The organism is Brevibacterium sp. LE-L (genome assembly GCF_050214925.1).
Classification (GTDB): Bacteria; Actinomycetota; Actinomycetes; order Actinomycetales; family Brevibacteriaceae; genus Brevibacterium.
Window position 1 is genome coordinate 1,008,932 of record NZ_CP189759.1, and the last position, 19,868, is coordinate 1,028,799.

Sequence of the window (19,868 nt, forward strand, 5' to 3'; positions counted from 1 at the left end):
GATGGAACACAGCATTGCAGGTGTGATCACATGGTCGCCTTCTCCTCGCCGACACCGTTGTCGTTGAACCCGATGAGCTCATAGCCCATCTCGGCGAGCTCCTCGTCTTCGGAGCCCGGGGGCGTGTCACCATTGATGGGCCGCCCGGCTGTCTCATTGAAGAAGTGGATGCCGATGAGACCGATGATACCGGCCGCGACCAGGTAGAAGGCTGGGAAAAGGTCGAATCCCGTCTGCTTGATGACGAAGGTGTTCACCGCCGCCGTCGTGCCGCCGAAGATCGCCGTCGAGATGTTGTAGCCGATGGCGAATCCGGAGAAGCGCACCTGCGTGGGGAAGATCGCCGGCAGTGTCGCGGAGACGCAGGATTGGAGCATCACCTGGAGCAGGGCGATGATGCCCAACCCGAGGATCTGCCAGCCGGGGCCCTCAGCGTGCATGAGCATGAAGGCGGGAACGGAGAGGAGGATGAAACCGATCGCCGAGGTGTACAGCACCGGTTTGCGGCCGATGGAGTCCGTCAGCCGCCCCAGCGGGGTGATGACGACCATCATCGCCGCGAGCAGGCCGATGAGCATGAAGTTGCTCTCGACCTCCGAATGCCCCAGCGTATCGGCCAGATAGGTCGGCATATAGGTCAGCACCATGTACTGGCCGATGTTGAGCAGGACGACGAACGCCATGAGCATCGTGATCTGCTTCGAATATCCGCGGAACAGATCCCGGAAGGGCTTCCTCGTCGTCTTCTGCCGCGACGTCGCCTCGGAGAAGGCCTCGGGCTCATCGAGTTTCATCCGCAGCCACAGAGCGATTGCGCCCAGCGGCAGGGTGAGCAGGAAGGGCAGACGCCACCAGCCGGCGTCCATGCCGTCGCTGCCGACGAGGACGAGGAGGATGGTGCAGACCAGAGCCGCCGAGGCGGTCCCGGCCACGGTGCCGAGTTCGAGGAAGGAACCGCAGAAGCCACGTCTTCTATCCGGTGACGATTCCGCCATGTAGACCGCGGCACCGCCGTACTCCCCGCCGGTGGAGAAGCCCTGGACCATCCGGCACAGGAGCAGCAGGATCGGGGCGAAGGCGCCCAGAGTGGCATAGGTGGGCAGGATGCCGATCAGTGTGGTCGGGATCGTCATCATGATGATGGTCAGGACCATGACGTGCTGGCGCCCGATCTTGTCGCCCAAGGGGCCGAGGACGAAACCGCCGAGCGGCCGGAAGACGAAGGAGAGGGCGAGGAAGGCGAAGGTGAGGGCCACGCCCCATTCTCCGGGGAAGAACGCATTGGCGATGTAGACCGAGACATAGGAGTAGACGCCGTAGTCGAACCATTCGACGGCGTTGCCCAGCGCCGAGCCTCCGATGGCGCGCTTGAGTGTGCGCTTGTCCTCCGGCGGCATCTTGCTCATGTCGATGCCGTCCGGCGTGGGGATCTTCTCGTCCGATGAGGATTCGCTCATGATTCTCAACCTCCCGACTGTCTGCGGGTGTGATCGAGCGGTGGTCTCACACCCGTTTCCGTGTCGCTCAACTGAGCCGGACCAACTCGGCCCGGATGCCTGCCCGAGGCAGGGTGGGCGCTTGCGCTCGGGACATTACCACGTCCGGGCAGCGTTGTGGTGCCCCCTCGTGCGCTGCGCCGAAGTCGAGTACCCTGCAGTCCACAGGAGGTGCCCATGCCACGTCAGGAGCAGAAGGTCACCGTCGACGGCCATCGGCTGACGCTGACCAACCTCGACAAGACCCTCTACCCGGAGACGGGGACGACCAAGGGCGAAGTCCTCGACTACTTCGCCAGGGTCGCCGAGCCGTTCATCCGTCATGCTCGGGATCGCATCGCTACGCGCAAACGCTGGGTCGACGGCGTCGGCACGGCCGAGGAGCCGGGACAGGTGTTCTTCGAGAAGGATCTGCCCGACTCCGCCCCGTCGTGGATCCCCTCGCGCGCGATCCGCCATTCCACCGGATCCAAGCGGTACCCGCTGGTCAACGACCTGGCGACGCTGACGTATCTGGCCCAAATGGCTTCACTCGAGATCCATGTGCCGCAGTGGACGGTGCGAAGCGGGGCGAAGGATCCCGGCACCATCTCCTCGGACAGCAGGCACCCCGATCGGATGGTCTTCGACCTCGACCCCGGACCGGGACGGGGCTTGGCCGACTGTGTCGAAGTCGCCCAGCTCGTCCGCGAGCTGCTCGACGGAATGGGCCTCGACGTATTCCCCGTCACCAGCGGCTCGAAAGGTGTCCACCTCTACGCTCCGCTGGACGAGACCGCGACGTCCCAGGAGATCTCCGATGTCGCCCACGAACTTGCCCGCAGCCTGGAAGCCGACCACAAGGACCTCATCGTCTCGGCGATGAAGAAGACCCTGCGGCAGAACAGAGTGCTCATCGACTGGTCGCAGAACTCGGCGGCGAAGACCACCGTCGCCCCCTACTCCCTGCGCGGTCGACTCGCTCCGACGGTCGCCGCGCCCCGCACCTGGCCCGAATTCGATGATCCGACGACTGTCGAACAGCTGCGTTTCGAAGAGGTCCTCGACCGTCTCGACGACGGAGACCTGCTCGAGCCCCTCACCGAGGCGACCGGCGGCAGTGTCGAAGCACCGCAGGAACCCGAGCGCGATCGATTGGAGATCTATCGGAGCAAACGAGATCCGAAGCACACGAGCGAACCTATCCCCGACAGGCACGGTACGAGCGGACGCGACCTCAGCTTCGTCATCCAGGAACACCATGCCAGCAGCCTGCACTGGGACTTCCGGCTCGAACACGAAGGCGTGCTCGTCTCCTGGGCGCTGCCGAAGGGCCCGCCGACCGATCCGAAGCACAACCGTCTGGCCGTGCAGACCGAGGACCATCCGCTCGAGTACGCCGACTTCGAAGGACGGATCCCCAAGGGCCAATACGGCGCCGGCGAGGTCTCGATCTGGGACGCCGGGGCCTGTGAGGTCGAGAAGTGGGAGGACGGGCATGAGATCATCGCCGTCCTCCACGGCCGGAAGGACGGCGGGCTCGGGGGAGTGCGCCGCTTCGCCCTGTTCAACACCGGTGAGCATGGTCCGAACAAGGACCCCGAAAAGAACTGGATGATCCACCTCACCGCCGGACAGGAAACGGAGTCCGAGCAGACTTCGAAGTCTGCGACCGGCCAGAACGGCGGGCTCCGAGCATCGGACATCCAGCCGATGCTCGCCCGCATCGGAGACCTCGGCTCGGTGCGACGAGAAGCGGAGGACTGGGCGTTCGAAATGAAATGGGACGGAATCCGTGCTCTCGCGACGGTGAGAGCAGCCAGCGGGGACTCTCCCGGAGGAGTGGTCCTCACCAGCCGCAACGGGAAGGACATGACTGAGACCTATCCCGAACTGGCGGAACTGGCGGACTGCGTCGACTCCGACTGTGTCCTCGACGGAGAGATCGTCGCGCTCGGCGCCGGCAGCCGCCCCGACTTCGGGCGTCTCCAGCGGCGCATGGGGCTGAGCCGCACGGCCGACGTCGAGCGCGAGCGTCGGAGGACGCCCGTGCACCTCATGGTCTTCGACGTGCTCGAAGCAGGAGAGGACTCCCTCCTGCGCGTGCCCTATGTCGATCGACGGCAGCGGCTGTGGGACCACGTGTCCGAGGGCGAGAGCATCCATGTCCCGGAAGCCTTCGAGGGAAGCATTGACGAAGCGATGGAGTCCAGCAAGCAGCTCGGACTCGAAGGCGTCATGGCCAAGCGGAGAGACAGCGTCTACCTCTCGGGTCGACGCACGCAGACGTGGGTGAAGCTCAAGCACTCCATGACCCGAGACGTGATCATCGTGGGCTGGCGCACCGGCACCGGAGAGCGCTCGCCGACCTTCGCCTCCCTCCTGCTGGCGGCCCACGACGGAAACGATCTCGTCTATCTGGGCCGCGTCGGCACCGGATTCGACGAACACGCGCTGCGCTCGCTGCGGAGCAGCCTCGACCGGTTGTCGCGGAAGACACCGCCGCTCGAGGTTCCGGACGCCGAATCACGTGACGCTCACTGGGTCCGGCCCGCCTTGGTCGGTGAAGTCCGCTACGCAGGAGAGACCGAGGCAGGACGGTTGCGCCACCCCATCTGGCGGGGCCTGCGCGATGACGTCGACCCGGGTGACGTCCGTATCTGAACGGGGATCGCTGCCGACTCTGCGCCCCCTTACATGAACGCGGGAACTGCGTTAGTGTCAGTGGCACCATGACCTCGACACCTTGAGGAGAAGTGGTCATCATGCCGAAAACCACCAGTTCGGGAACCCCGAAGAAGTCGGAGCTGCCCGCAACACTGAAACGGTCGAGCCAGAAGGCTCAGCGCACGTTCGCCAAGGCCTACGACTCGGCGATGGATGAGTATCACGATGAGGAACGGGCCCACCGAGTCGCCTACGATGCGCTCAAACACACCTTTGAGAAGGTCGGCGACCGGTGGGAGGCCAAACCTGCACCCGGGCCTTCCGATTCCCAGAGCAAGGGCGGGAAGAACACCAGCCGTCAGACAGCCGGCGGTGTCGATGCGAATGCCTCGAAGGAGCACCTCTATGCAGAGGCGAAGCGACTCGGCATCTCTGGCCGCTCGACCATGACCAAGGACGAACTCGTCGAGGCGCTCGAACGCGAAAGCAGCCGGAAGACGAAGAACAGGTCCTGAACAGCCCAGCACGAAAGCACACGGCTGAATCAATTTCAGCCCGGACGAGAAGGAGAAGAAGTTGAACACACCTGAGAGCATCGCCTACACCGCGAAGGCCCAGATCACCGGTGGCCGAGACGGACACGGAGCCACCGACGACAAGATGGTCGACGTCGATCTGCGCACGCCGAAGGAGCAGGGAGGACCGGGCGGCGGAACCAATCCCGAACAGCTCTTCGCCGTCGGCTACGGAGCCTGCTTCCAGGGCGCACTCGGCCTGGCAGGCAAGGATCAGGGCGTCGACACCTCGAAGTCCGTCGTCAACGCCCAGGTGGGAATCGGCAAGGAGGGTGAGAGCTTCGGTCTGTCGGTCAGGCTCGAGGTCTCCATTCCCGATGTCGATCACGAGACCGCACAGAAGCTCGTCGACCGCACCCACGAACTCTGCCCGTACTCCAAGGCCACCCGCGGCAATATCCCGGTCGAAGTCGTCGCCGTCTGAGAGCAGTGGTTCGGGACTTCAGTCCTCCTCGTCGTCCTCTTCGTCGAGGGTGCTGAAGTCCTCCACCTCTCGGGGGCTTCCCGCGATGAGGATCTCATCGTTGGCGCAGAGGGTGACATCCTGATCGGCGATGTCCCAGCTCCCCTCGCCGTCCCGCCTGAACGCCCCCACGCTGACTCCGTATTCGCGCTTGATGTCGAATGAGGCCAGCGGCGGATCCGAGATGCGCACCGGTCGCAGTGAAAAGAGTAGACAGCAGCGAGATACCGCCGGGAGTGGTTGTCGCGGCGGGCAGCATCAGCAGGCCTGTTCCGATGAGCAGGCGGCCAGATTGGTCACGACCACACGGTCGATGGCATTGCGATGAGGATTATGGACAGACGGCATGCTGTCGACTCCGAATGACTTCCGCCATTGTCACCATGGCTCGACAGTACTGCTGTTCGCCAAGGTCACAAAGGGTCGTCTTTGGTGCAGCCTCATTAATCGGCGCACGTTCCAGAGTGAGAGCCGACTGCTGAACGAGGCTGTGCCGTCTGGGCCAAGGCGGGCGCCGACGGCTAGGGATGCACAGCACGTTCCTCGCTGGAATGACCGGGGGAGAGGCCACCGACCTGCGAGGCACGCAATGGCTCGAAGGACCCGGCCGACTCCGCCCAGAGCACCCGGCAGGTGTTGGCCACATGGTCGCCTCCGTCGTCGAGCATGGCGAGGCGTTCGACGAGGATACGGTTCGGCAGATCCGTCAGCAGGGGCACCCCCTCCTCGGCGGTGGTGTGGTCGAGGTCGGCGAACTTGTTCGTGTCCTCACCCGTCTGCGACCCGAAATGGCGGGCCAATTCGAGGTCAGCGGAAGTGAGGAAATGGACGCCGAAGCGAGTCGACCGCAGGCTGACCCGGTAGGTGTGGTTGGCCTTCGACAGCCAGAAGCAGTTCTGCGCCGGTGAGATGCTCGATTGGGTGTGGAATCCGACCAGGCACCCGGCCGGTTCTCCCTCCGCAGAGGTGGTGACCACGATCAGCGCAGAGTCGACCGAGGCCATGAGGCCGTCGATTCCCGTCTCACTCATTTCGGCCTCCTCTCAGTGTCTGCCGGGGTCTTCGCCGCGGCCGCCTCGTAGCGGAGGAAGAGCGTGCTGTCCTCGACCATCGTGGACTTGAGGTCGAAGTCGGCGATGCCCGCTCCCGACGGTGCGATGCTCACCGGCAGCGGATCGCCGCCCATGAGCGGGGAGATCGACAGGCACAGCTCGTCGAGACGGTCGGCGGCGACGAGTTCGCCGAGCCACCTGGGCCCGCCCTCGCAGAGGACGACACGATGCCCGAGCCCGGCCAGGGCCTGCAGGGCCGCTGCCGGCTCGACCCGGTCTTCGCCGGCGATGATCACCGTCGCCGCCTTCTCGGCAGCCGCCAGGCGACCGGGGTCCGCCTTCGAACAGGTGATGACGAGCGTCCTGGCATGGTCAGGGGCGGCGGCGAAGACCGATGATGACCAGTCGAGGTCGAGGCTGCGGCTGACCACGGCCACCGGCGGCATCGCGGACTGGCCGCCTCGGCGCCGCTGCTCCTGAGCGTCCTGACTCAGCCGTATCGGTGCGTATCCTTCGTTGCGCACCGTCTGCGCACCGACCATGACGACATCGGCGACCTGGCGCATCCGTCGGAACAGTTCCTGATCGGGTGCCGTCGACAGTGCGCCGACGCGGCCGTGGATGGCGGCGGTGCCGTCGAGGCCGGCGACCATGTGCCCGGTCACCCAGCATTCGTGCCGCGGCTGAGACCGGTCGACCTCGAGGTAGGGCGTCAGCGGGTCCGGGATCGGTGCACTGCGTTCGAGAGGCTCCATCCGTGCAGTCTACTCATGTGCTCCAGGCATCGTCGGTGAAGAATCCGTCGATCCAGCCGGGCAGTCGGTGCCCGTCCTTCGCGGTATCGAGGGTGTAGGGGGCGACGTGGAGGCCGGCCTTGTCGAGTGTGCGCATGGTGTTCGTCGGCATCTTCGCGCTCGGTCCCACCCATTCGATGCCGGCTTCGGCGATCTCCTGAGGTGATTCCTTCGGCAGGGTGGCGCCCATGAGGTAGAGCGAGGTGTACCTGCGTTCGGCGATCGTCTTCGCCGCTTCGAAGTCGAAGGACTGGACGATGAGGGAGTCGGCCAGTCCGCGTTCGTCGAATTCGTCGAGGACCTGATCGACTTCTGCCGAGGTGGCCCCGGGCTTGATCTCGGGCACCATGACGACCTCGCCGCCCATCTCGTCGAGGAGTTCGTCGAGAGTGACCGTCGCGGCCTCTTCTCCGCCGGTGGGGTGCTTGATCGTCGCCGAGTCCCATTCCTCACGGCTGAGATCCCGAATGGGTCCGCTGACACCGTTGAGAGTGCGGTCGGCGGTGTCATCGTGGATGAGGACCGGGGTGCCGTCCTCGAGGAACTGGATATCCATCTCCGGGAGGAACCCGTCCTTCGCCGAGGCGGTGAATCCTTCCATCGATTCCTCGGGGTGGACGTCGGCTCCGGCGCGGTGGGAGATCGTGGTGGGGAAGGCGACGTCGGCGACTCTGTCGGGGGCTGCGAAGTCGTGGTCACCGGGTGAACCGAGTCCCGGTGCATCGTCGCTCGAGCCGAGGGAGGCGGCCGAGGCGGGGGCATGGCCGGCGCCGAAAGTGGTGGCGGCGAGCACTGCGGTGGCGAGGATCGTCACGGGACGGAAACGGGTGGATGTCGCTCTCTGTGGTGTCATGCCGGTGACGCTACGGAGGGCAGGCGACCTTGCGGCGAAGACGCCGTGAACGCCGCCGGCAGGTCAGGCGAACGGGCAGAGAACGGTCAGGTCGGAGGGGAAAGACGTGGGCATTTCGAGCCGTAGGTGTCGGTTCGTGCCGCCGATGGACTCGGAGGCCGAGGTCGTCAGCTCAAGCGCTGCTGGAATTCGAGGTCGAGGGCGAACAGGTGGAAGGCGTGGATGACGGCGACCGAAGCGATGAGGAAGCTCAGCACGATGTCGACGATGCCGAAAATCGTGAGCGCCGGTGGACTGACATAGCCCGGCGACTGCAGGAGCGTGCACCCGATGATGATCGAGCCGGTGAGAATGCCGATGAGCCCGGTCGTCGAGACCCTTCCAACCGAGGCCGGAACCAGCAGTCCGGCGGTGAGGAGCAGCACGGCCAGGGCGAAGACATCGGTGTCGTGACCGGTGAGGAGGACCTCCTGCCAGAGATTTCCGTAGGTCGTCGTGCTTTCGGCCTCCTGAGAGTAGTAGGGGAAGAACGACATGAGCATGACCAGCAGAGACATCGGACCGTAGAAGCGGGCGTAGGCGCGGTTCACCCTGCGGATGCGGGTGGTCAGCTTCTCGGCGTGGAGGGTCGCGGTGGGTGCGGCAGATGAACGGTCGCTGCTCATCGGGGAACGCTGTCGAGTTTGAGACGGTCTGTGTGGGGCGCGACCGCGATCACGGTGAAGGCGGCGGTCATCCGTTCTGTGCGGTCTCCGCCGATGGTGATGACCTGGGCTCGGTAGTTCCCGGCATACCGGTTCGGGTCCGATGCGGAGACTCCCATGACGTCAAAGGTCACCGATCCGTTCTGACCGACCCGCTTCGTCTGTTGGAAGTCGTCGATCTCGCGGGGTGCGGCATCGACGTCGAGTCGCACCTCCTCGTCCGGGTACAGGCCCTCGACGGAGATGCGCACCGAGTTCTTTCCGGTGACGAACTCCTCGCTGGCGATCTGGCGCGGACGGATATCGAGGGACTGGGCGGATTCGGGGCCGAGGGGGTCCGTGCTCTTCGGGACCGCCTCGGCGGGGGTGGATCCTGCTATGAGGGGGACTGCTGCCAGGACGATGAATGCGTGTCGGAACAGCACGAGCATCGATGTTCTCCATTCGGGGGACAAGCCTGTTTTCTTCGAATTCTTCATCAGACGATTAGTCGAGATCATGTTCATCTGTGATTGAAAGGCGTCCAGAAAAGTTACAGTCGGGGATTATCTGGGCACAATGAATGGACACGACTCACCGGTCATGCCCGCCAAATTCCGCACAATCGCACAATGCGCTCACTGCGCGATTGAACCTTTCACCCAGAGATGTCCGAGGGCCGATCCGGTTGACCGACGGCCTTGTTCTGCTCAGCTGCTCGTCCCAACCGGTCCGCCAGCGTCTGCAGACTGTCGCGGAGCTCGGAACTGTCGACGACAGCGAAATCGACCTCCAACCTTGCCAGGGCCAACGCCATGGTGGTCGGATCCTGTCCGCCGATGGTCACGAGCGAACGATCGTCGTCAACGGGTTCGACCGTGCCTTCTGCAGGCATGATCATCGACTTCACTTCGGCGGCCGGTGCCATGACGATGACCGTGGCAGAGTGTCGCCAACGGGGCCCGATGGAGTGCCGTTCGACATAGTCGCCGATATCACGGGCAGGCAGAGGGCGCGGTTCGAAGCGGAGCCCGCCGGGAGTCTTCGGCGAAATGCGTTCGGCGCGGAAGACCCGCCAATCATCGGCCGTGGGGTCGAAGGCGAGAAGATACCAGCGGTGTTGGCGGTTGACGAGTCGATAGGGTTCGACCTCGAGATGGAGCTCCTCGGCCGGTTGACTTCCGGGGGCGTCCTCGGGGAGGTAGCGGAACCGCAGTCGCTCGTGTCGGTGGCAGTGATCGATGAGGCTGACGATGAGACCCGGCTCAACGATCGGCATCGGCTGGTTCCCGGTGACCGGAACGGTGAAGTGGGCCAGCGAATGCACCCTGGTGCGGACCGCGGCGGGCAGGATGTGTTCGAGCTTGGCCAATGCTCGTGCCGAAGTCTCCTCCATACCGCCGATGATGCAGCTCAGCCCCGAGTGGAGGCCGACGGCGACGGCCACCGCCTCATCGGAGTCGAGCGGCAGAGGCGGAATGGCCGAATTGAACGGGGAGAGCCGGTAGCCGCCCTCGTTGCCGCGGGTGCCGTCGATGACGTAGCCGATGTCGCGCAGCGCACCGATATCGTTCCGGACGGTCCGAGGACTCACCTCCAGACGATCGGCCAGTTCCGTGCCCGACCAGGTCCTGGGCACCATCAGCAATGACAATAATCCGAGCAGCCGTGCTGCGGTCTGTGACATTTCCGCTGTCTTCCGACGATTAGGAAGACCTCCTGCCTAATCACAGAATAGCATCGTGCGAATTGAGTTGGGGTTGATCGAAAACTACGATGCGACCCCCAGAATTCGGAGGAACAAAGACGTTCATGAGCAAACAACAGGATAATCACGACATCGTCGGCAATTCGAGTGCGGATTCGCAGATCCTGGTCCGTGACTTTCTGGGCCTCTATTCCGAGGCGCGGAAGAAGGACAAGGGGCGCATCCTCGACGAGATCATGACTCTCACCGGATGGTCGCGTGATCACGCTCGGCGGCGACTGGCGCAGCTCGCTGCCGGCGTGGTGAGTGACAACACGGTTGCGGTCGGATCCGATGCCCAGGGCCCGGCTGGGGGAGAACCGAGCACGCGGTGCTGCCGGTATTCGACCGAATCACGGGCCCTGCTCGTCACGGTGTGGGAATGGTCGGGATATCAGAGCGGAAAGTATCTGGCCGCGGTGATGCCTGAGCTCCTCGACGCGGCCGAACGGCACGGTGCGCTGATGCCCGGCCGTGGCGGCTACAGCAGCCGAGTCCGTGACGAGCTGCTGACGGTCAGTCCGGCCTCCATCGACCGGTACCTGCGCACCGCGCGATCAGCTGACTATCGGGATCGGCGCGTGTCGACGAAGCGGTTCACCAGCCCCACCGAGGAGTTTCTTGATTTCGCCTCGGGGTCGAACGAGTCCGAACCCGGCTTCTTCCTCGCCGACACTATCGCGCACGCGGGGCCGACCCTTCCGCGCAACTGCCTCTTCACGATCAACGCCACCTGTCTGCACACGGGGTGGGTATTCACCCGCAGCCTCGAGAATAACGATGCAGCTGTCGTCGTGGAGCTGCTCGATTGGTCGCTCGACGAGGTTCAGGGGATCCCGTTCTGGGTCAACGCGATCGAGTTGGACAATGCCGACGAAGCGGTCCACGAGGCGGCCGAGCGATGGGCCCGAAAACTCGACATCCATTTCAGCCCGGTGCTCAAAGACCACCAACGGGACCGGCTTCCCGAAGCGTCCCGCCATCAGCACCTCGTGCACGAGTACGGCGGCATCCGTCGGTACGACTCGGGTGCAGCCAGACATGCGCTCAATGAGCTGTGGAGGGCCGTCGACGACCGGCTCAACTACTTCACCCCCACGCGCAAGCCGATCGGGTGGGAGAAGGATGAGCACGGATGGCGTCGGCGCATCTATGACGAACCGAGAACACCGTTTCAACGTCTTCGCATCGCTGGGGTGATGTCACCGAACCAGGAGGACGAACTCATCGAGTACGCGGCCGGGCTCGATCCTGCCCGCCTCTGCGAGGAGATCGTGTTCTGGCAGAAACGCCTCGAGGAGCTCGCTACATGACAGCGACTGACCATTCCCAAGAACCATGACGACGCGGGCTTCGACGGGGTGGAGCGGGCAAGGGCAAGGACGCACCGGGGTCGTGGAGAAGGAGTCGATCCTGAGCGAGTACGACCGGCCCGTCCTGTTCTACGTGCTGGCGACGGCGTTTCCGTGGGGCTTCTGGTCTCTTGCGGCCCTCCTCAGCCGGTTGCCGCACCAGAACGAACCCGTACTCATCGGAACTCTGCTCCTGTCCGTTGCCGGCCTGTTGTCTCCGCTCGCCGTCGTCATCCTTCTCATCCGTCGACGGCCGGCGCTTGTAGCTGATGTCGTCAATCGCCTGCATCGGCCGAAAGGCCGCGGGTGGTTCTTCGTCGTCTGTGCTGTGGCCCTGCCGTTTCTCAGCCTCATGGCTGCTCAGGGTCTGTCTCTGCTCTTCGGACACGGGACCGAACAGTTCCAGCTGCGCACCGGGTTCAGCTTCTCATCAGGACTTATGCCGGTCTGGGTGACCTTGCTCGGCGCGGCTGTGGTCGAGGAGCTCGCCTGGCACAGCTACGGGACCGATACGCTGGTGCGAAAGATGCGAGTCTTCTCCGCATCGATGCTGTTCACGCTCATCTGGGCTCTCTGGCATGTGCCGCTGTCATTCATCGACGGCTACTATCAGAATGAGGTCGTGAAGTCAGGGCTGCTCTACACGCTCAACTTCCCCGCCTCGATGGTGGCTTTCGTTGTGCTGATGAATTGGCTCTATTTCCGCAGCGGGCGCAGCATCATCGTCCCCATCGTCTTTCATGCCGCAGCCAATGCCTCCGCCGAACTCTTCATGACCGACCCCGATTCGAAGGTGCTGCAGACTGGTCTGCTGCTGGTGCTGTCGACCGTGATCGTCATCAGTGATCGGACACTGTTCTTCGGTGTGCCTCGGCGGAGGGCCGACCGGAATCGAAGCGCTGGAAGTGAGGCCCGGCGCTGACGGGCTCACCCGTCATCTGCGTGTGACGAGCGGTAGGAACACCTCATCAACGATGGCTTCCAGGACGTCGTCGGGCACCTCCTTGAGCGTCATGATCAGTTCTTGTCGGTAGAGGTCGAACGGCACCGCGATCATGCGCGGCGTCAACGATTCGAGGTCGACCTCGTCTCTCTCCGCCGCGCGTTCGATGACCGCGTCCATGGCGCTGCCGCGGCGGGAAAGAAACGAATTGCGCAGGTCGGCGAAGCTTCCGCCCGTCTCTTCGAAGTATCCTCCCAGCCGCATCATCATCTGGATTCCCATGCGTGCACGCGAACGGTTCGTGTGCCTGAGCAGTTCGAGTGTGTCTCCCCGCAGAGTACCCGTATCCGGATCCGGCAGTTCCTCGCTCGAACCGGCTCTGACCGCGGCTGCGTTGATCAGCTCGATCTTGCCCGGCCAGCGGCGGTAGAAGACCGCCCTGCTCGTCTGCGCCCGCTCAGCGCATCCCTCGAGGGTGAAGTCGTCGAACCCCTTCTCGGCAAATTCCTGCCATGCGGCATCCAGAAGGGCTGCCTCGAGCTCGGCGCCGCGTCGTCGGCGCGGCGGTCGCGTATCAGGTGATTCATTAAGAGACATTGCGTATCCTAAAATCTCGCTCTACCATTTAGATACATATTGTATCTAGAGTTTCTCGGGAGCGCCGCGATGACCACTACTCAGACTGCCTCTGCCAGAGTCGACCCACACGTCTGGTGGACAGCCGGCGCGGTGCTCGTCGGTGCGCTGGCCGTGCTCTTCGACACGACAATCGTCGCCGTGGGCCTTGGCACCTTGGCCCGCGAACTCCATGCCGGATTTGCGACCATCCAATGGGTGACCACCGGGTACCTTCTCGCACTCGGCATCGCCGTTCCGGTGACGGGGTGGGCGCAGAGGAGCGTCGGCGGCAAACGTCTGTGGATCATCGCACTGTCCGTGTTCCTGGTGGGCTCGATTCTGTCCAGTCTCGCCTGGAGCGCCGGCAGTCTCATCGCCTTCCGCGTCATCCAGGGCTTGGGCGGGGGAATCATGCTGCCGCTCATGGCCACCATCGTCATGCAGGCGGCACACGGGAGGAACATCGGGAAGGTCATGTCTGTGGTGAGCCTTCCGGCGGTTCTCGGCCCGATCCTCGGACCCGTCGTCGGCGGCGCGATTCTCCAGCACCTGCATTGGTCGTGGATGTTCTGGGTGAATGTGCCCTTCTGCGTCATTGGGATCGCGCTCGCGGTCATCATCCTGCCCAGAGACCAGCCGTTCCGTCGTGTCCCCTTCGACGGCCTCGGCTTCGTTCTGCTGGCTCCAGGGCTCGCCGGGCTCCTGTGGGCGCTGTCGAATTCCGGCGAGCCCGGTGGCTTCGCCAGAGTCGATGTTCTCCTTCCCCTGATCGCCGGCGTGGTGCTCGTGGTCCTCTTTGCCGTTCACACGCTGAAAACGAAGGAGCAGCCGCTCGTCGATATCCGTCTGCTGAAGAGCCGGCCGCTGGCCTCGGCATCGCTGCTGCTCTTCCTTTCGGGTACAGCGCTCTACGGTGCCATGATCCTTCTGCCGCTGTTCTTTCAGCAGGTGCACGGCTCCAGCGTGCTCGAGGCGGGAATGCTGCTCATCCCGCAGGGCATCGGCACTCTGGCCAGCCGGTCGATCGCCGGCCGCCTCTCGGACGCGATGGGTCCGCGCTGGCTTGTCGTCATCGGCTTCGTCATCGTCGTACTCGGGACTCTGCCGTTCGCCTTCGTCGGCACCGGCACGAGCCGATGGCTGATCATGCTCTCACTCCTCGTCCGCGGGGCCGGTCTCGGCGTGGTCACCGTTCCGCTCATGGCATTGGGATTCCGCGGACTCGACCGGGCCCAGATGCCCGATGCCAGCATCATCACCAGAATCGCCAGTCAGCTCGGCGGAGCCTTCGGAGCTGGACTGCTCGCGGTTGTCCTCGCCGCTTCCACCCACGGCGCCTCGACAATCGGCGAGCTCGCGCTCGGATTTGATCAGGCGTTCTGGTGGGCAACGGGGCTTGCCGCGCTCGGCGCGGTGCTGTCGGTGTCGCTGCCGCGGAGGAATCCCGAAGAAGCTGAGTGACTCCACTCCTGCTTCGAGTCACTGTCGCCGGAACTCACCGCGATTTCAGCCCGGCCCGAACTGCTGAAACCATCGTGCTCCATCCGTGAAACCACGCTGAAACCGCAGTGGCGAACACTGGCGGCATGAATGAAACACGCACAGCGTCCACCGGACGCGCACAGGACCGATCAACTATTCCGGCGGTGTCGATCCGAGGACTGCGCAAATCCTTCGGAGACTTCACCGCCGTTGACGGAATCGACCTCGACATCCGCCCCGGGGAGGTCTTCGGACTGCTCGGACCCAACGGTGCCGGGAAGACGACGACGATCAATATGCTCTCGACCCTGCTGACGATCGGCGGGGGAGTGGCGGAGATCTTCGGAGTCGACGTCGCCCGCAACCCGCATCGAGTTCGCCAGCTCATCGGAGTCACCGGCCAGTACGCCTCGGTCGATGAGAAGCTCACCGGCCGCGAGAATCTCCGACTCATCGCCCGGTTGCAAGGGCTGTCCCGCAGCGCGGCACAGTCGATCGCGGCCGAACTCCTCGACGAGTTCGGCTTGGAGAAGCCCGCAGACAAACCGCTGTCGACGTTCTCAGGTGGGATGCGTCGACGATTGGACCTGGCGGTGAGCCTGATCAGTCGTCCGCCGCTGATCTTCCTCGACGAACCGACCACCGGCCTCGACCCGCGGACCCGGAACCAGATGTGGGAGACCATCCGCGGCCTCGTCGCCTCCGGAGTCACCGTGCTGCTGACGACGCAGTACCTCGAGGAGGCCGACCAGCTGGCCGATCGGATCGCCGTCATCGACCACGGAACGATCGTCGCTCAGGGCACGCCAGCCGAACTCAAATCCTCGATCGGCGGATCCAGCCTCCACGTAGGCCTTGACGCGGAATCGTCGACCGGCGAGATCGACCGCGCGCTGAGCATCACCGCCGACGTCGTCGGTGAGGCCGCTGTCCATTCCTCAGGTGCCGGCGAGATCACTGTCTCCCTGCAGCAGGCCGGGGAGGCCGCCTCCGTCCTCGTCGCCCTGCGGGAGGCCTCCATCAACGTCGCTTCGATCAAGGTCGCCGAACCCAGCCTCGACGATGTCTTCCTCACCATCACAGGAGACACGGCATCGACCGACCGTCCGGCCCAGCCCCAGACCACAGAAGGAGTCCCAGCATGAGAACCGCCCCCGCTGAACGATCCGTTTCCGAATCGACCACGACAATCGACCGAACTCACACAGACACCGCTTCCCTGCCCAGCCGGCCGGGTCTTGCCGAGACATGGAACCAGACCATGGGCTTCGCCTCGCGCGCACTCAAACACATGCGCCGTGAGCCCGAGCAGTTCTCCGACGTGCTCATCCAACCGGTCCTGTTCACTGCGATGTTCGGCTTCATCTTCGGCGGCGCCATCAGCGGCGACGTCGCGAACTATCTGCCGATCATGGTCCCCGGCATCCTCGCCATGACCTGTCTGACCGCTTGCATGGCCACCGGAGTGCAGCTGCGAGAGGACATGGACTCCGGCATCTTCGACAGGTTCAAGACCCTGCCCGTGGCTCGCATCGCGCCGTTGGCCGGGCCGATGGTCGCGGATCTGCTGCGCTACGGGATCGCCGCGACCGTGACCTTCCTCGCCGGCATCGCCATGGGCTATCGACCCGAAGGCGGCCTCATCGGTGTCGTTTCGGCCATCGTGCTCGTCATCGTCACAGGGTGGTCCCTGTCCTGGGCGTTCGCCTACATCGGCACGATCGTGCGCTCGGCCCAAGGGGTGCAGGGCATTTCGATGATGATCCTCTTTCCACTGACCTTTCTGTCCAATGCCTTCGTCCCCGTCGAATCCATGCCCGGCTGGCTGCAGTGGTTTGTGGGCATCAACCCGATCTCCCACGTCGTGTCCGGGGTGCGGGACCTGGCGAACTCGGCGACCTTCTCCGCCGAGGCAGGTTGGGCCCTGCTCGGCTGCGCCGTCGTCATTGCGATCTTCGCGCCGCTGACCGTGAAGTCGTACCAACGTAGCGCCTGAGCGCGAGAGCGTCGGTGTGATACCGCGCGATCACCTCGGCGAAGTCGAGCGAATCGATCTCCGTCGTGATCTCGTCCAACCGAGCGATCTGCGCCGAAGTGAGCTCCTTGGTCAGCCTCGTCCAGTCGAGTGAGGGAAAGACCCGATTGAAGGTGAACCGGGCGGCCAGCGCCGCAAATCGGCTCACCTGCTCACCATCGATGCCGTGCACGCACTGCCCGCGCTGCCGGAGCCAGACGGCGACGGCGTAGGCGACTGTGCCCAGCACCGGGAAATCGTGATGCACCCGGTGCGGGTCGGTTGCACGTTCGGCCCGATCGATCAGCGAGTCGAAAAATTCGTCCGAGGACTCGGGCTCATGCCGGGCGGTGACCACGGTTGAGACCGCGCCGATGAGCAGAGTCCACGGGTCGAGCCCGTCGCTGTCCGGCACTCCCGGGAGCGCGGGACGGGTGCGTCCGGTGCGCCGGACCACAGCGAGCAGTTCGAGACCGGCCTCGACGTCTCCGCGCAGCAGTGCGAGTTCGGCACGACCGAGGAGGAGCATATAGCGGTTGCCGAACGGCTCGTTCTGTTCCTCGGCCTCGGCGAGGGCTGTGAGTTCCGCCTCGGCACGCTCGAGCTCACCGAGACCGAGATCGGCGAAGGCCAGCCAGGATCGGCATTCGATGCTGTCGCCGAACTGCGCAAGCGTCGGCAGGGCGGCCATAGCGTGCTCGCGGGCTTCGGCGAAGTCACCGTGCTGAAGATGCAGCTGGGCCAGGGACTCGTGGTACCGCGTGGGCAGCCACGGTGGGTCATCGGCCCGGAAATGTGCGAAGGCGCTGTCGAGCAGGGCGATGGCTTCGGTCAACTCCCCGGCGTTCTCCTGGATTCCCGACAGATAGGGGGACGCGACCAAACGGGTGAGGCGATCAGCGGATTCGGTGAGCTCGCGCAGCTCGGCAGCGGCAGGCGAGGTATGGCTCGTATCCGGTGCCCTGACGATGACGAGCCCGAGCCGAGCCATCGCACGGACGAAGGGATCGGCGGACTCGGGCCCGAGTTCTTCGAGCAGCTGAGAGGTCGCCGGGAGCTCGTGCCAGCGCGGAAGCATCCCCCAGGTCGTGGTCTGAACGGCGAGCACCCTGCGGGTGTGCTCGGCCAGGTGTCGCGGCATCGTCCAGTCGCTGAGGAAGCGTTCGAGGAGCTGGAAATGCTCGATGATGCGGATATGCTCACCACCGACCATCCAGTAGGGCAGCAACGCTGCGAGCATGACGATGGACCTGTCGTCACGGCAGTCGAGGAGGTGCCTGAGCACAGGGGTGAGGTTGTGTTCCTCGGCTCGCAGCCTGCCCACTGCCTGCAGCTGCCGGGGGCCGAGGATGTCATCGATGAGGCTCTGACAGGTATCCACCGCCCACTGTTCGACGGCATTCTCGATCTGCTCGGCCTCTGCCGATTCGCCCCGGCGGAGGTGGCCGTATTCACGGATGGTCTCGAGCATTCGGAAACGGACTCTGCCGTCACGTTCGATGACGGTGAGCAAGGACTGGTCGACGAGGTCCTCGATCGTCCGCATGGCCGTGGCCCCGAGAATGTCCTCGATGCAGTCTGCACCGAAGGCATCGGGCAGGAGGGCCATCGTCATCAGCGCTGTCTTCGCGTCATCGTCGAGCAGCTGCCAGGACCAGTCGATGACCGCCTGCAGGGTCTGGTGCCGCTCAGGCGCCGTTCTGTCACCTCCGCGCAGAAGGACGAACCGATCGGTGAGGTTGTCGAGGATCGATTCGGGAGTGAGTGTGCGAGTCTTCGCGGCCGCGAGTTCGATGGCCAACGGCAGTCCGTCGAGGTGGCCGACGAGGGAGGCGACCGTGTCACTGTCGATCGTCACGGTCGGTCGTGCCGCACGGGCACGCTGGATGAAGAGCTCCTCGGCCTCGCTCGGCGACAGCTGCCCGAGCATGTAGACGTGTTCTGCAGTGAGACGCAGGGGAGTGCGACTGGTGGTGAGGACCCGCAGGTCGGCCACAGCGGCGAGGAGGTCGTTGACGATGGCGGCAACCCCGTCGATGAGATGTTCGCAGTTGTCGAGGACGAGCAGGTTCGGTCCCGTGCTCAACGCTGCGATGACCCGGCGGCGCAGATCCGGGCCCGAGGAATGGCGATCAAGGTGGTTGACGGTCTCTCGGACGCGGAGGCCGTCGGCGATCACGTTGAGGATCTCATCGGCGTGGCTGATGGCAGCGAGCTCGATGACATGGACGCGCGGGAGGGAGCTGAGCTGAGCGAGCTCCTGGGCCAGACGTGTCTTGCCCAGTCCGCCCGGCCCGACGATCGAGATCAAGCGCGCCGTCGACAGCAGCCCGGACAGCTCTTCGATGTCTCGGTGCCGGCCGAGGAGGCTCGCAGCGGAATGACGGAGACCGGAACGCATGGGTCGGTCGAGGGCCAGCAGCTCCTCGTGGACTCTGCGCAGGACGTGTCCTGGACTTGTGCCGAGCGACTCGATCATCAGGCCGCGGAGCCTATCGAATCGTTCAAGGGCAGCCGAGGGCCCTTTGACCGCGGCGAGGGTGCGAAGATGCTCGGCGGCGAGTTCCTCATCGAGCGGATCGGCCTGGGTCAGTGCCTCGAGTTCGGGCAGAGCTTCACGGCGTCGTCCCTGTCGGGAACGCGCGATGGCGATGATTCTCCTTGCCCGCTCATCGTTGCCGAGAGTCGCGGCCATCTCCGCGGATTCGAGTGCCCGGTCCGTCGCTCCGTTCGCCAGTGCTTCCTCGGCACCGGAGAGGAGCGAGGCGAGTGCCCAGATGTCGACATCCTCGTCGGCCAGGTTGAGCCGGTAACCGGAATCGGTGCGGGCGATCGCCTCTGCCGAAGCCAGGGTACGGGCACGTGAGACGAGGATCTGCAGAGCCTTGGTCGGATGCGTCGGCGGAGAGTCGGGCCAGATCGCGGTGATGAGACTCGAGCTCGCCAGCCCGCGGGGACCGGCATCGGCGAGAAGACGCAGCAGGGACCTGATGCGCTCGCCCGTGACGGGGATACCGTCCCAGGTGACGTCATCAATGAGTCTGAGCCGGGGGTTCTTCACCTGTCCAGTCTAAGTTGTGCTGCATCGCAAATGGGTGCCTGTGCTCCCCGCGGACATGGGACTGCGGGTGACGTAATCAAGCTCGAGTG

The 19,868-nt window shown here is 64.5% G+C and carries 18 protein-coding genes; 8 read left to right on the plus strand and 10 right to left on the minus strand.

Annotated features, from left to right (window positions below):
* Nucleotides 1-26: 26 nt before the first annotated feature.
* The gene (locus tag ACQE2J_RS04550; protein ID WP_205683328.1) at nucleotides 27-1,457 is read right to left on the minus strand and encodes an MFS transporter; all 1,431 of its coding nucleotides are present in this window, start codon (nucleotides 1,455-1,457) and stop codon (nucleotides 27-29) included.
* 216 nt (nucleotides 1,458-1,673) lie between these two features.
* Between ACQE2J_RS04550 and ACQE2J_RS04555 the strand changes: the two genes are divergently transcribed.
* The 3 genes from ACQE2J_RS04555 to ACQE2J_RS04565 all read left to right on the plus strand — a co-directional run bounded on the left by ACQE2J_RS04555 (nucleotide 1,674) and on the right by ACQE2J_RS04565 (nucleotide 5,141).
* Nucleotides 1,674-4,139, plus strand: coding sequence for an ATP-dependent DNA ligase (locus ACQE2J_RS04555; protein WP_426937172.1), 2,466 nt, complete (start codon nucleotides 1,674-1,676; stop codon nucleotides 4,137-4,139).
* 101 nt (nucleotides 4,140-4,240) lie between these two features.
* Nucleotides 4,241-4,657 carry a ChaB family protein gene (locus ACQE2J_RS04560; RefSeq protein ID WP_426937173.1) on the plus strand — a complete coding sequence of 139 codons (417 nt, stop codon included), beginning with the start codon at nucleotides 4,241-4,243 and terminating at the stop codon, nucleotides 4,655-4,657.
* A gap of 61 nt (nucleotides 4,658-4,718) precedes the next feature.
* Complete coding sequence (locus ACQE2J_RS04565) at nucleotides 4,719-5,141, plus strand: organic hydroperoxide resistance protein (protein WP_426937174.1); 423 nt, start codon at nucleotides 4,719-4,721, stop codon at nucleotides 5,139-5,141.
* Nucleotides 5,142-5,159: 18 nt separating this feature from the next.
* On the opposite strand, the gene ACQE2J_RS04570 is transcribed toward ACQE2J_RS04565, so the two are convergent.
* The 7 genes from ACQE2J_RS04570 to ACQE2J_RS04600 all read right to left on the minus strand — a co-directional run bounded on the left by ACQE2J_RS04570 (nucleotide 5,160) and on the right by ACQE2J_RS04600 (nucleotide 10,249).
* Nucleotides 5,160-5,372, minus strand: a complete 213-nt coding sequence (locus ACQE2J_RS04570; RefSeq protein WP_426937175.1) for a hypothetical protein — start codon at nucleotides 5,370-5,372, stop codon at nucleotides 5,160-5,162.
* 329 nt (nucleotides 5,373-5,701) lie between these two features.
* Nucleotides 5,702-6,211 (minus strand): flavin reductase family protein, encoded by a 510-nt coding sequence (locus ACQE2J_RS04575; RefSeq protein ID WP_426937176.1) that lies wholly within the window; start codon nucleotides 6,209-6,211, stop codon nucleotides 5,702-5,704.
* Nucleotides 6,208-6,987 (minus strand): dihydrofolate reductase family protein, encoded by a 780-nt coding sequence (locus ACQE2J_RS04580; protein WP_426937177.1) that lies wholly within the window; start codon nucleotides 6,985-6,987, stop codon nucleotides 6,208-6,210. Before ACQE2J_RS04580 ends, ACQE2J_RS04575 begins: the two co-directional genes overlap by 4 nt.
* Before the next feature lie 13 nt (nucleotides 6,988-7,000).
* The gene (locus ACQE2J_RS04585; RefSeq protein WP_426937178.1) at nucleotides 7,001-7,879 is read right to left on the minus strand and encodes a glycerophosphodiester phosphodiesterase; all 879 of its coding nucleotides are present in this window, start codon (nucleotides 7,877-7,879) and stop codon (nucleotides 7,001-7,003) included.
* A gap of 167 nt (nucleotides 7,880-8,046) precedes the next feature.
* Nucleotides 8,047-8,544: a hypothetical protein gene (locus ACQE2J_RS04590; protein WP_426937179.1), complete on the minus strand. Its 498-nt coding sequence runs from the start codon at nucleotides 8,542-8,544 to the stop codon at nucleotides 8,047-8,049.
* A complete protein-coding gene (locus ACQE2J_RS04595) occupies nucleotides 8,541-9,062 on the minus strand; it encodes a hypothetical protein (protein WP_426937180.1) in 522 nt (173 codons plus the stop codon). Before ACQE2J_RS04595 ends, ACQE2J_RS04590 begins: the two co-directional genes overlap by 4 nt.
* A gap of 158 nt (nucleotides 9,063-9,220) precedes the next feature.
* Nucleotides 9,221-10,249: a helix-turn-helix transcriptional regulator gene (locus tag ACQE2J_RS04600; protein ID WP_426937181.1), complete on the minus strand. Its 1,029-nt coding sequence runs from the start codon at nucleotides 10,247-10,249 to the stop codon at nucleotides 9,221-9,223.
* A gap of 125 nt (nucleotides 10,250-10,374) precedes the next feature.
* Here ACQE2J_RS04600 and ACQE2J_RS04605 point away from each other — a divergent pair, with 125 nt between their 5' ends.
* Nucleotides 10,375-11,622 carry a hypothetical protein gene (locus ACQE2J_RS04605; protein ID WP_426937182.1) on the plus strand — a complete coding sequence of 416 codons (1,248 nt, stop codon included), beginning with the start codon at nucleotides 10,375-10,377 and terminating at the stop codon, nucleotides 11,620-11,622.
* An 82-nt stretch (nucleotides 11,623-11,704) separates the two neighbouring features.
* A complete protein-coding gene (locus ACQE2J_RS04610; RefSeq protein WP_426937183.1) occupies nucleotides 11,705-12,583 on the plus strand; it encodes a CPBP family intramembrane glutamic endopeptidase in 879 nt (292 codons plus the stop codon).
* Between the two features lie 12 nt (nucleotides 12,584-12,595).
* Here the strand turns inward: ACQE2J_RS04610 and ACQE2J_RS04615 are convergent, their stop codons facing one another.
* Nucleotides 12,596-13,201, minus strand: coding sequence for a TetR/AcrR family transcriptional regulator (locus ACQE2J_RS04615; RefSeq protein WP_426937184.1), 606 nt, complete (start codon nucleotides 13,199-13,201; stop codon nucleotides 12,596-12,598).
* Between the two features lie 69 nt (nucleotides 13,202-13,270).
* On the opposite strand from ACQE2J_RS04615, the gene ACQE2J_RS04620 reads away from it, so the two are divergent.
* From ACQE2J_RS04620 to ACQE2J_RS04630, 3 genes are all read left to right on the plus strand, one after another.
* Nucleotides 13,271-14,683 (plus strand): MDR family MFS transporter, encoded by a 1,413-nt coding sequence (locus ACQE2J_RS04620; protein WP_426937185.1) that lies wholly within the window; start codon nucleotides 13,271-13,273, stop codon nucleotides 14,681-14,683.
* Nucleotides 14,684-14,808: 125 nt separating this feature from the next.
* The gene (locus tag ACQE2J_RS04625; protein ID WP_426937186.1) at nucleotides 14,809-15,849 is read left to right on the plus strand and encodes an ATP-binding cassette domain-containing protein; all 1,041 of its coding nucleotides are present in this window, start codon (nucleotides 14,809-14,811) and stop codon (nucleotides 15,847-15,849) included.
* Entirely contained in the window at nucleotides 15,846-16,700 is an 855-nt protein-coding gene (locus ACQE2J_RS04630; protein WP_135538899.1) for an ABC transporter permease, read from the plus strand. Before ACQE2J_RS04625 ends, ACQE2J_RS04630 begins: the two co-directional genes overlap by 4 nt.
* On the opposite strand, the gene ACQE2J_RS04635 is transcribed toward ACQE2J_RS04630, so the two are convergent.
* Nucleotides 16,648-19,779: an ATP-binding protein gene (locus ACQE2J_RS04635; protein ID WP_426937187.1), complete on the minus strand. Its 3,132-nt coding sequence runs from the start codon at nucleotides 19,777-19,779 to the stop codon at nucleotides 16,648-16,650. The two genes, ACQE2J_RS04630 and ACQE2J_RS04635, sit on opposite strands and share 53 nt — an antisense overlap.
* Nucleotides 19,780-19,868: the final 89 nt, after the last annotated feature.

Bases quoted from the DNA above. Each gene is read 5' to 3' on its own strand.
- ACQE2J_RS04580 (WP_426937177.1), bottom strand. From the start codon at position 6,987: ATGGAGCCTCTCGAACGCAGTGCACCGATCCCGGACCCGCTGACGCCC.
- ACQE2J_RS04560 (WP_426937173.1), top strand. From the start codon at position 4,241: ATGCCGAAAACCACCAGTTCGGGAACCCCGAAGAAGTCGGAGCTGCCC.
- ACQE2J_RS04585 (WP_426937178.1), bottom strand. From the start codon at position 7,879: ATGACACCACAGAGAGCGACATCCACCCGTTTCCGTCCCGTGACGATC.
- ACQE2J_RS04625 (WP_426937186.1), top strand. From the start codon at position 14,809: ATGAATGAAACACGCACAGCGTCCACCGGACGCGCACAGGACCGATCA.
- ACQE2J_RS04550 (WP_205683328.1), bottom strand. From the start codon at position 1,457: ATGAGCGAATCCTCATCGGACGAGAAGATCCCCACGCCGGACGGCATC.
- ACQE2J_RS04595 (WP_426937180.1), bottom strand. From the start codon at position 9,062: ATGAAGAATTCGAAGAAAACAGGCTTGTCCCCCGAATGGAGAACATCG.
- ACQE2J_RS04630 (WP_135538899.1), top strand. From the start codon at position 15,846: ATGAGAACCGCCCCCGCTGAACGATCCGTTTCCGAATCGACCACGACA.
- ACQE2J_RS04615 (WP_426937184.1), bottom strand. From the start codon at position 13,201: ATGTCTCTTAATGAATCACCTGATACGCGACCGCCGCGCCGACGACGC.
- ACQE2J_RS04590 (WP_426937179.1), bottom strand. From the start codon at position 8,544: ATGAGCAGCGACCGTTCATCTGCCGCACCCACCGCGACCCTCCACGCC.
- ACQE2J_RS04600 (WP_426937181.1), bottom strand. From the start codon at position 10,249: ATGTCACAGACCGCAGCACGGCTGCTCGGATTATTGTCATTGCTGATG.
- ACQE2J_RS04575 (WP_426937176.1), bottom strand. From the start codon at position 6,211: ATGAGTGAGACGGGAATCGACGGCCTCATGGCCTCGGTCGACTCTGCG.
- ACQE2J_RS04555 (WP_426937172.1), top strand. From the start codon at position 1,674: ATGCCACGTCAGGAGCAGAAGGTCACCGTCGACGGCCATCGGCTGACG.
- ACQE2J_RS04620 (WP_426937185.1), top strand. From the start codon at position 13,271: ATGACCACTACTCAGACTGCCTCTGCCAGAGTCGACCCACACGTCTGG.
- ACQE2J_RS04605 (WP_426937182.1), top strand. From the start codon at position 10,375: ATGAGCAAACAACAGGATAATCACGACATCGTCGGCAATTCGAGTGCG.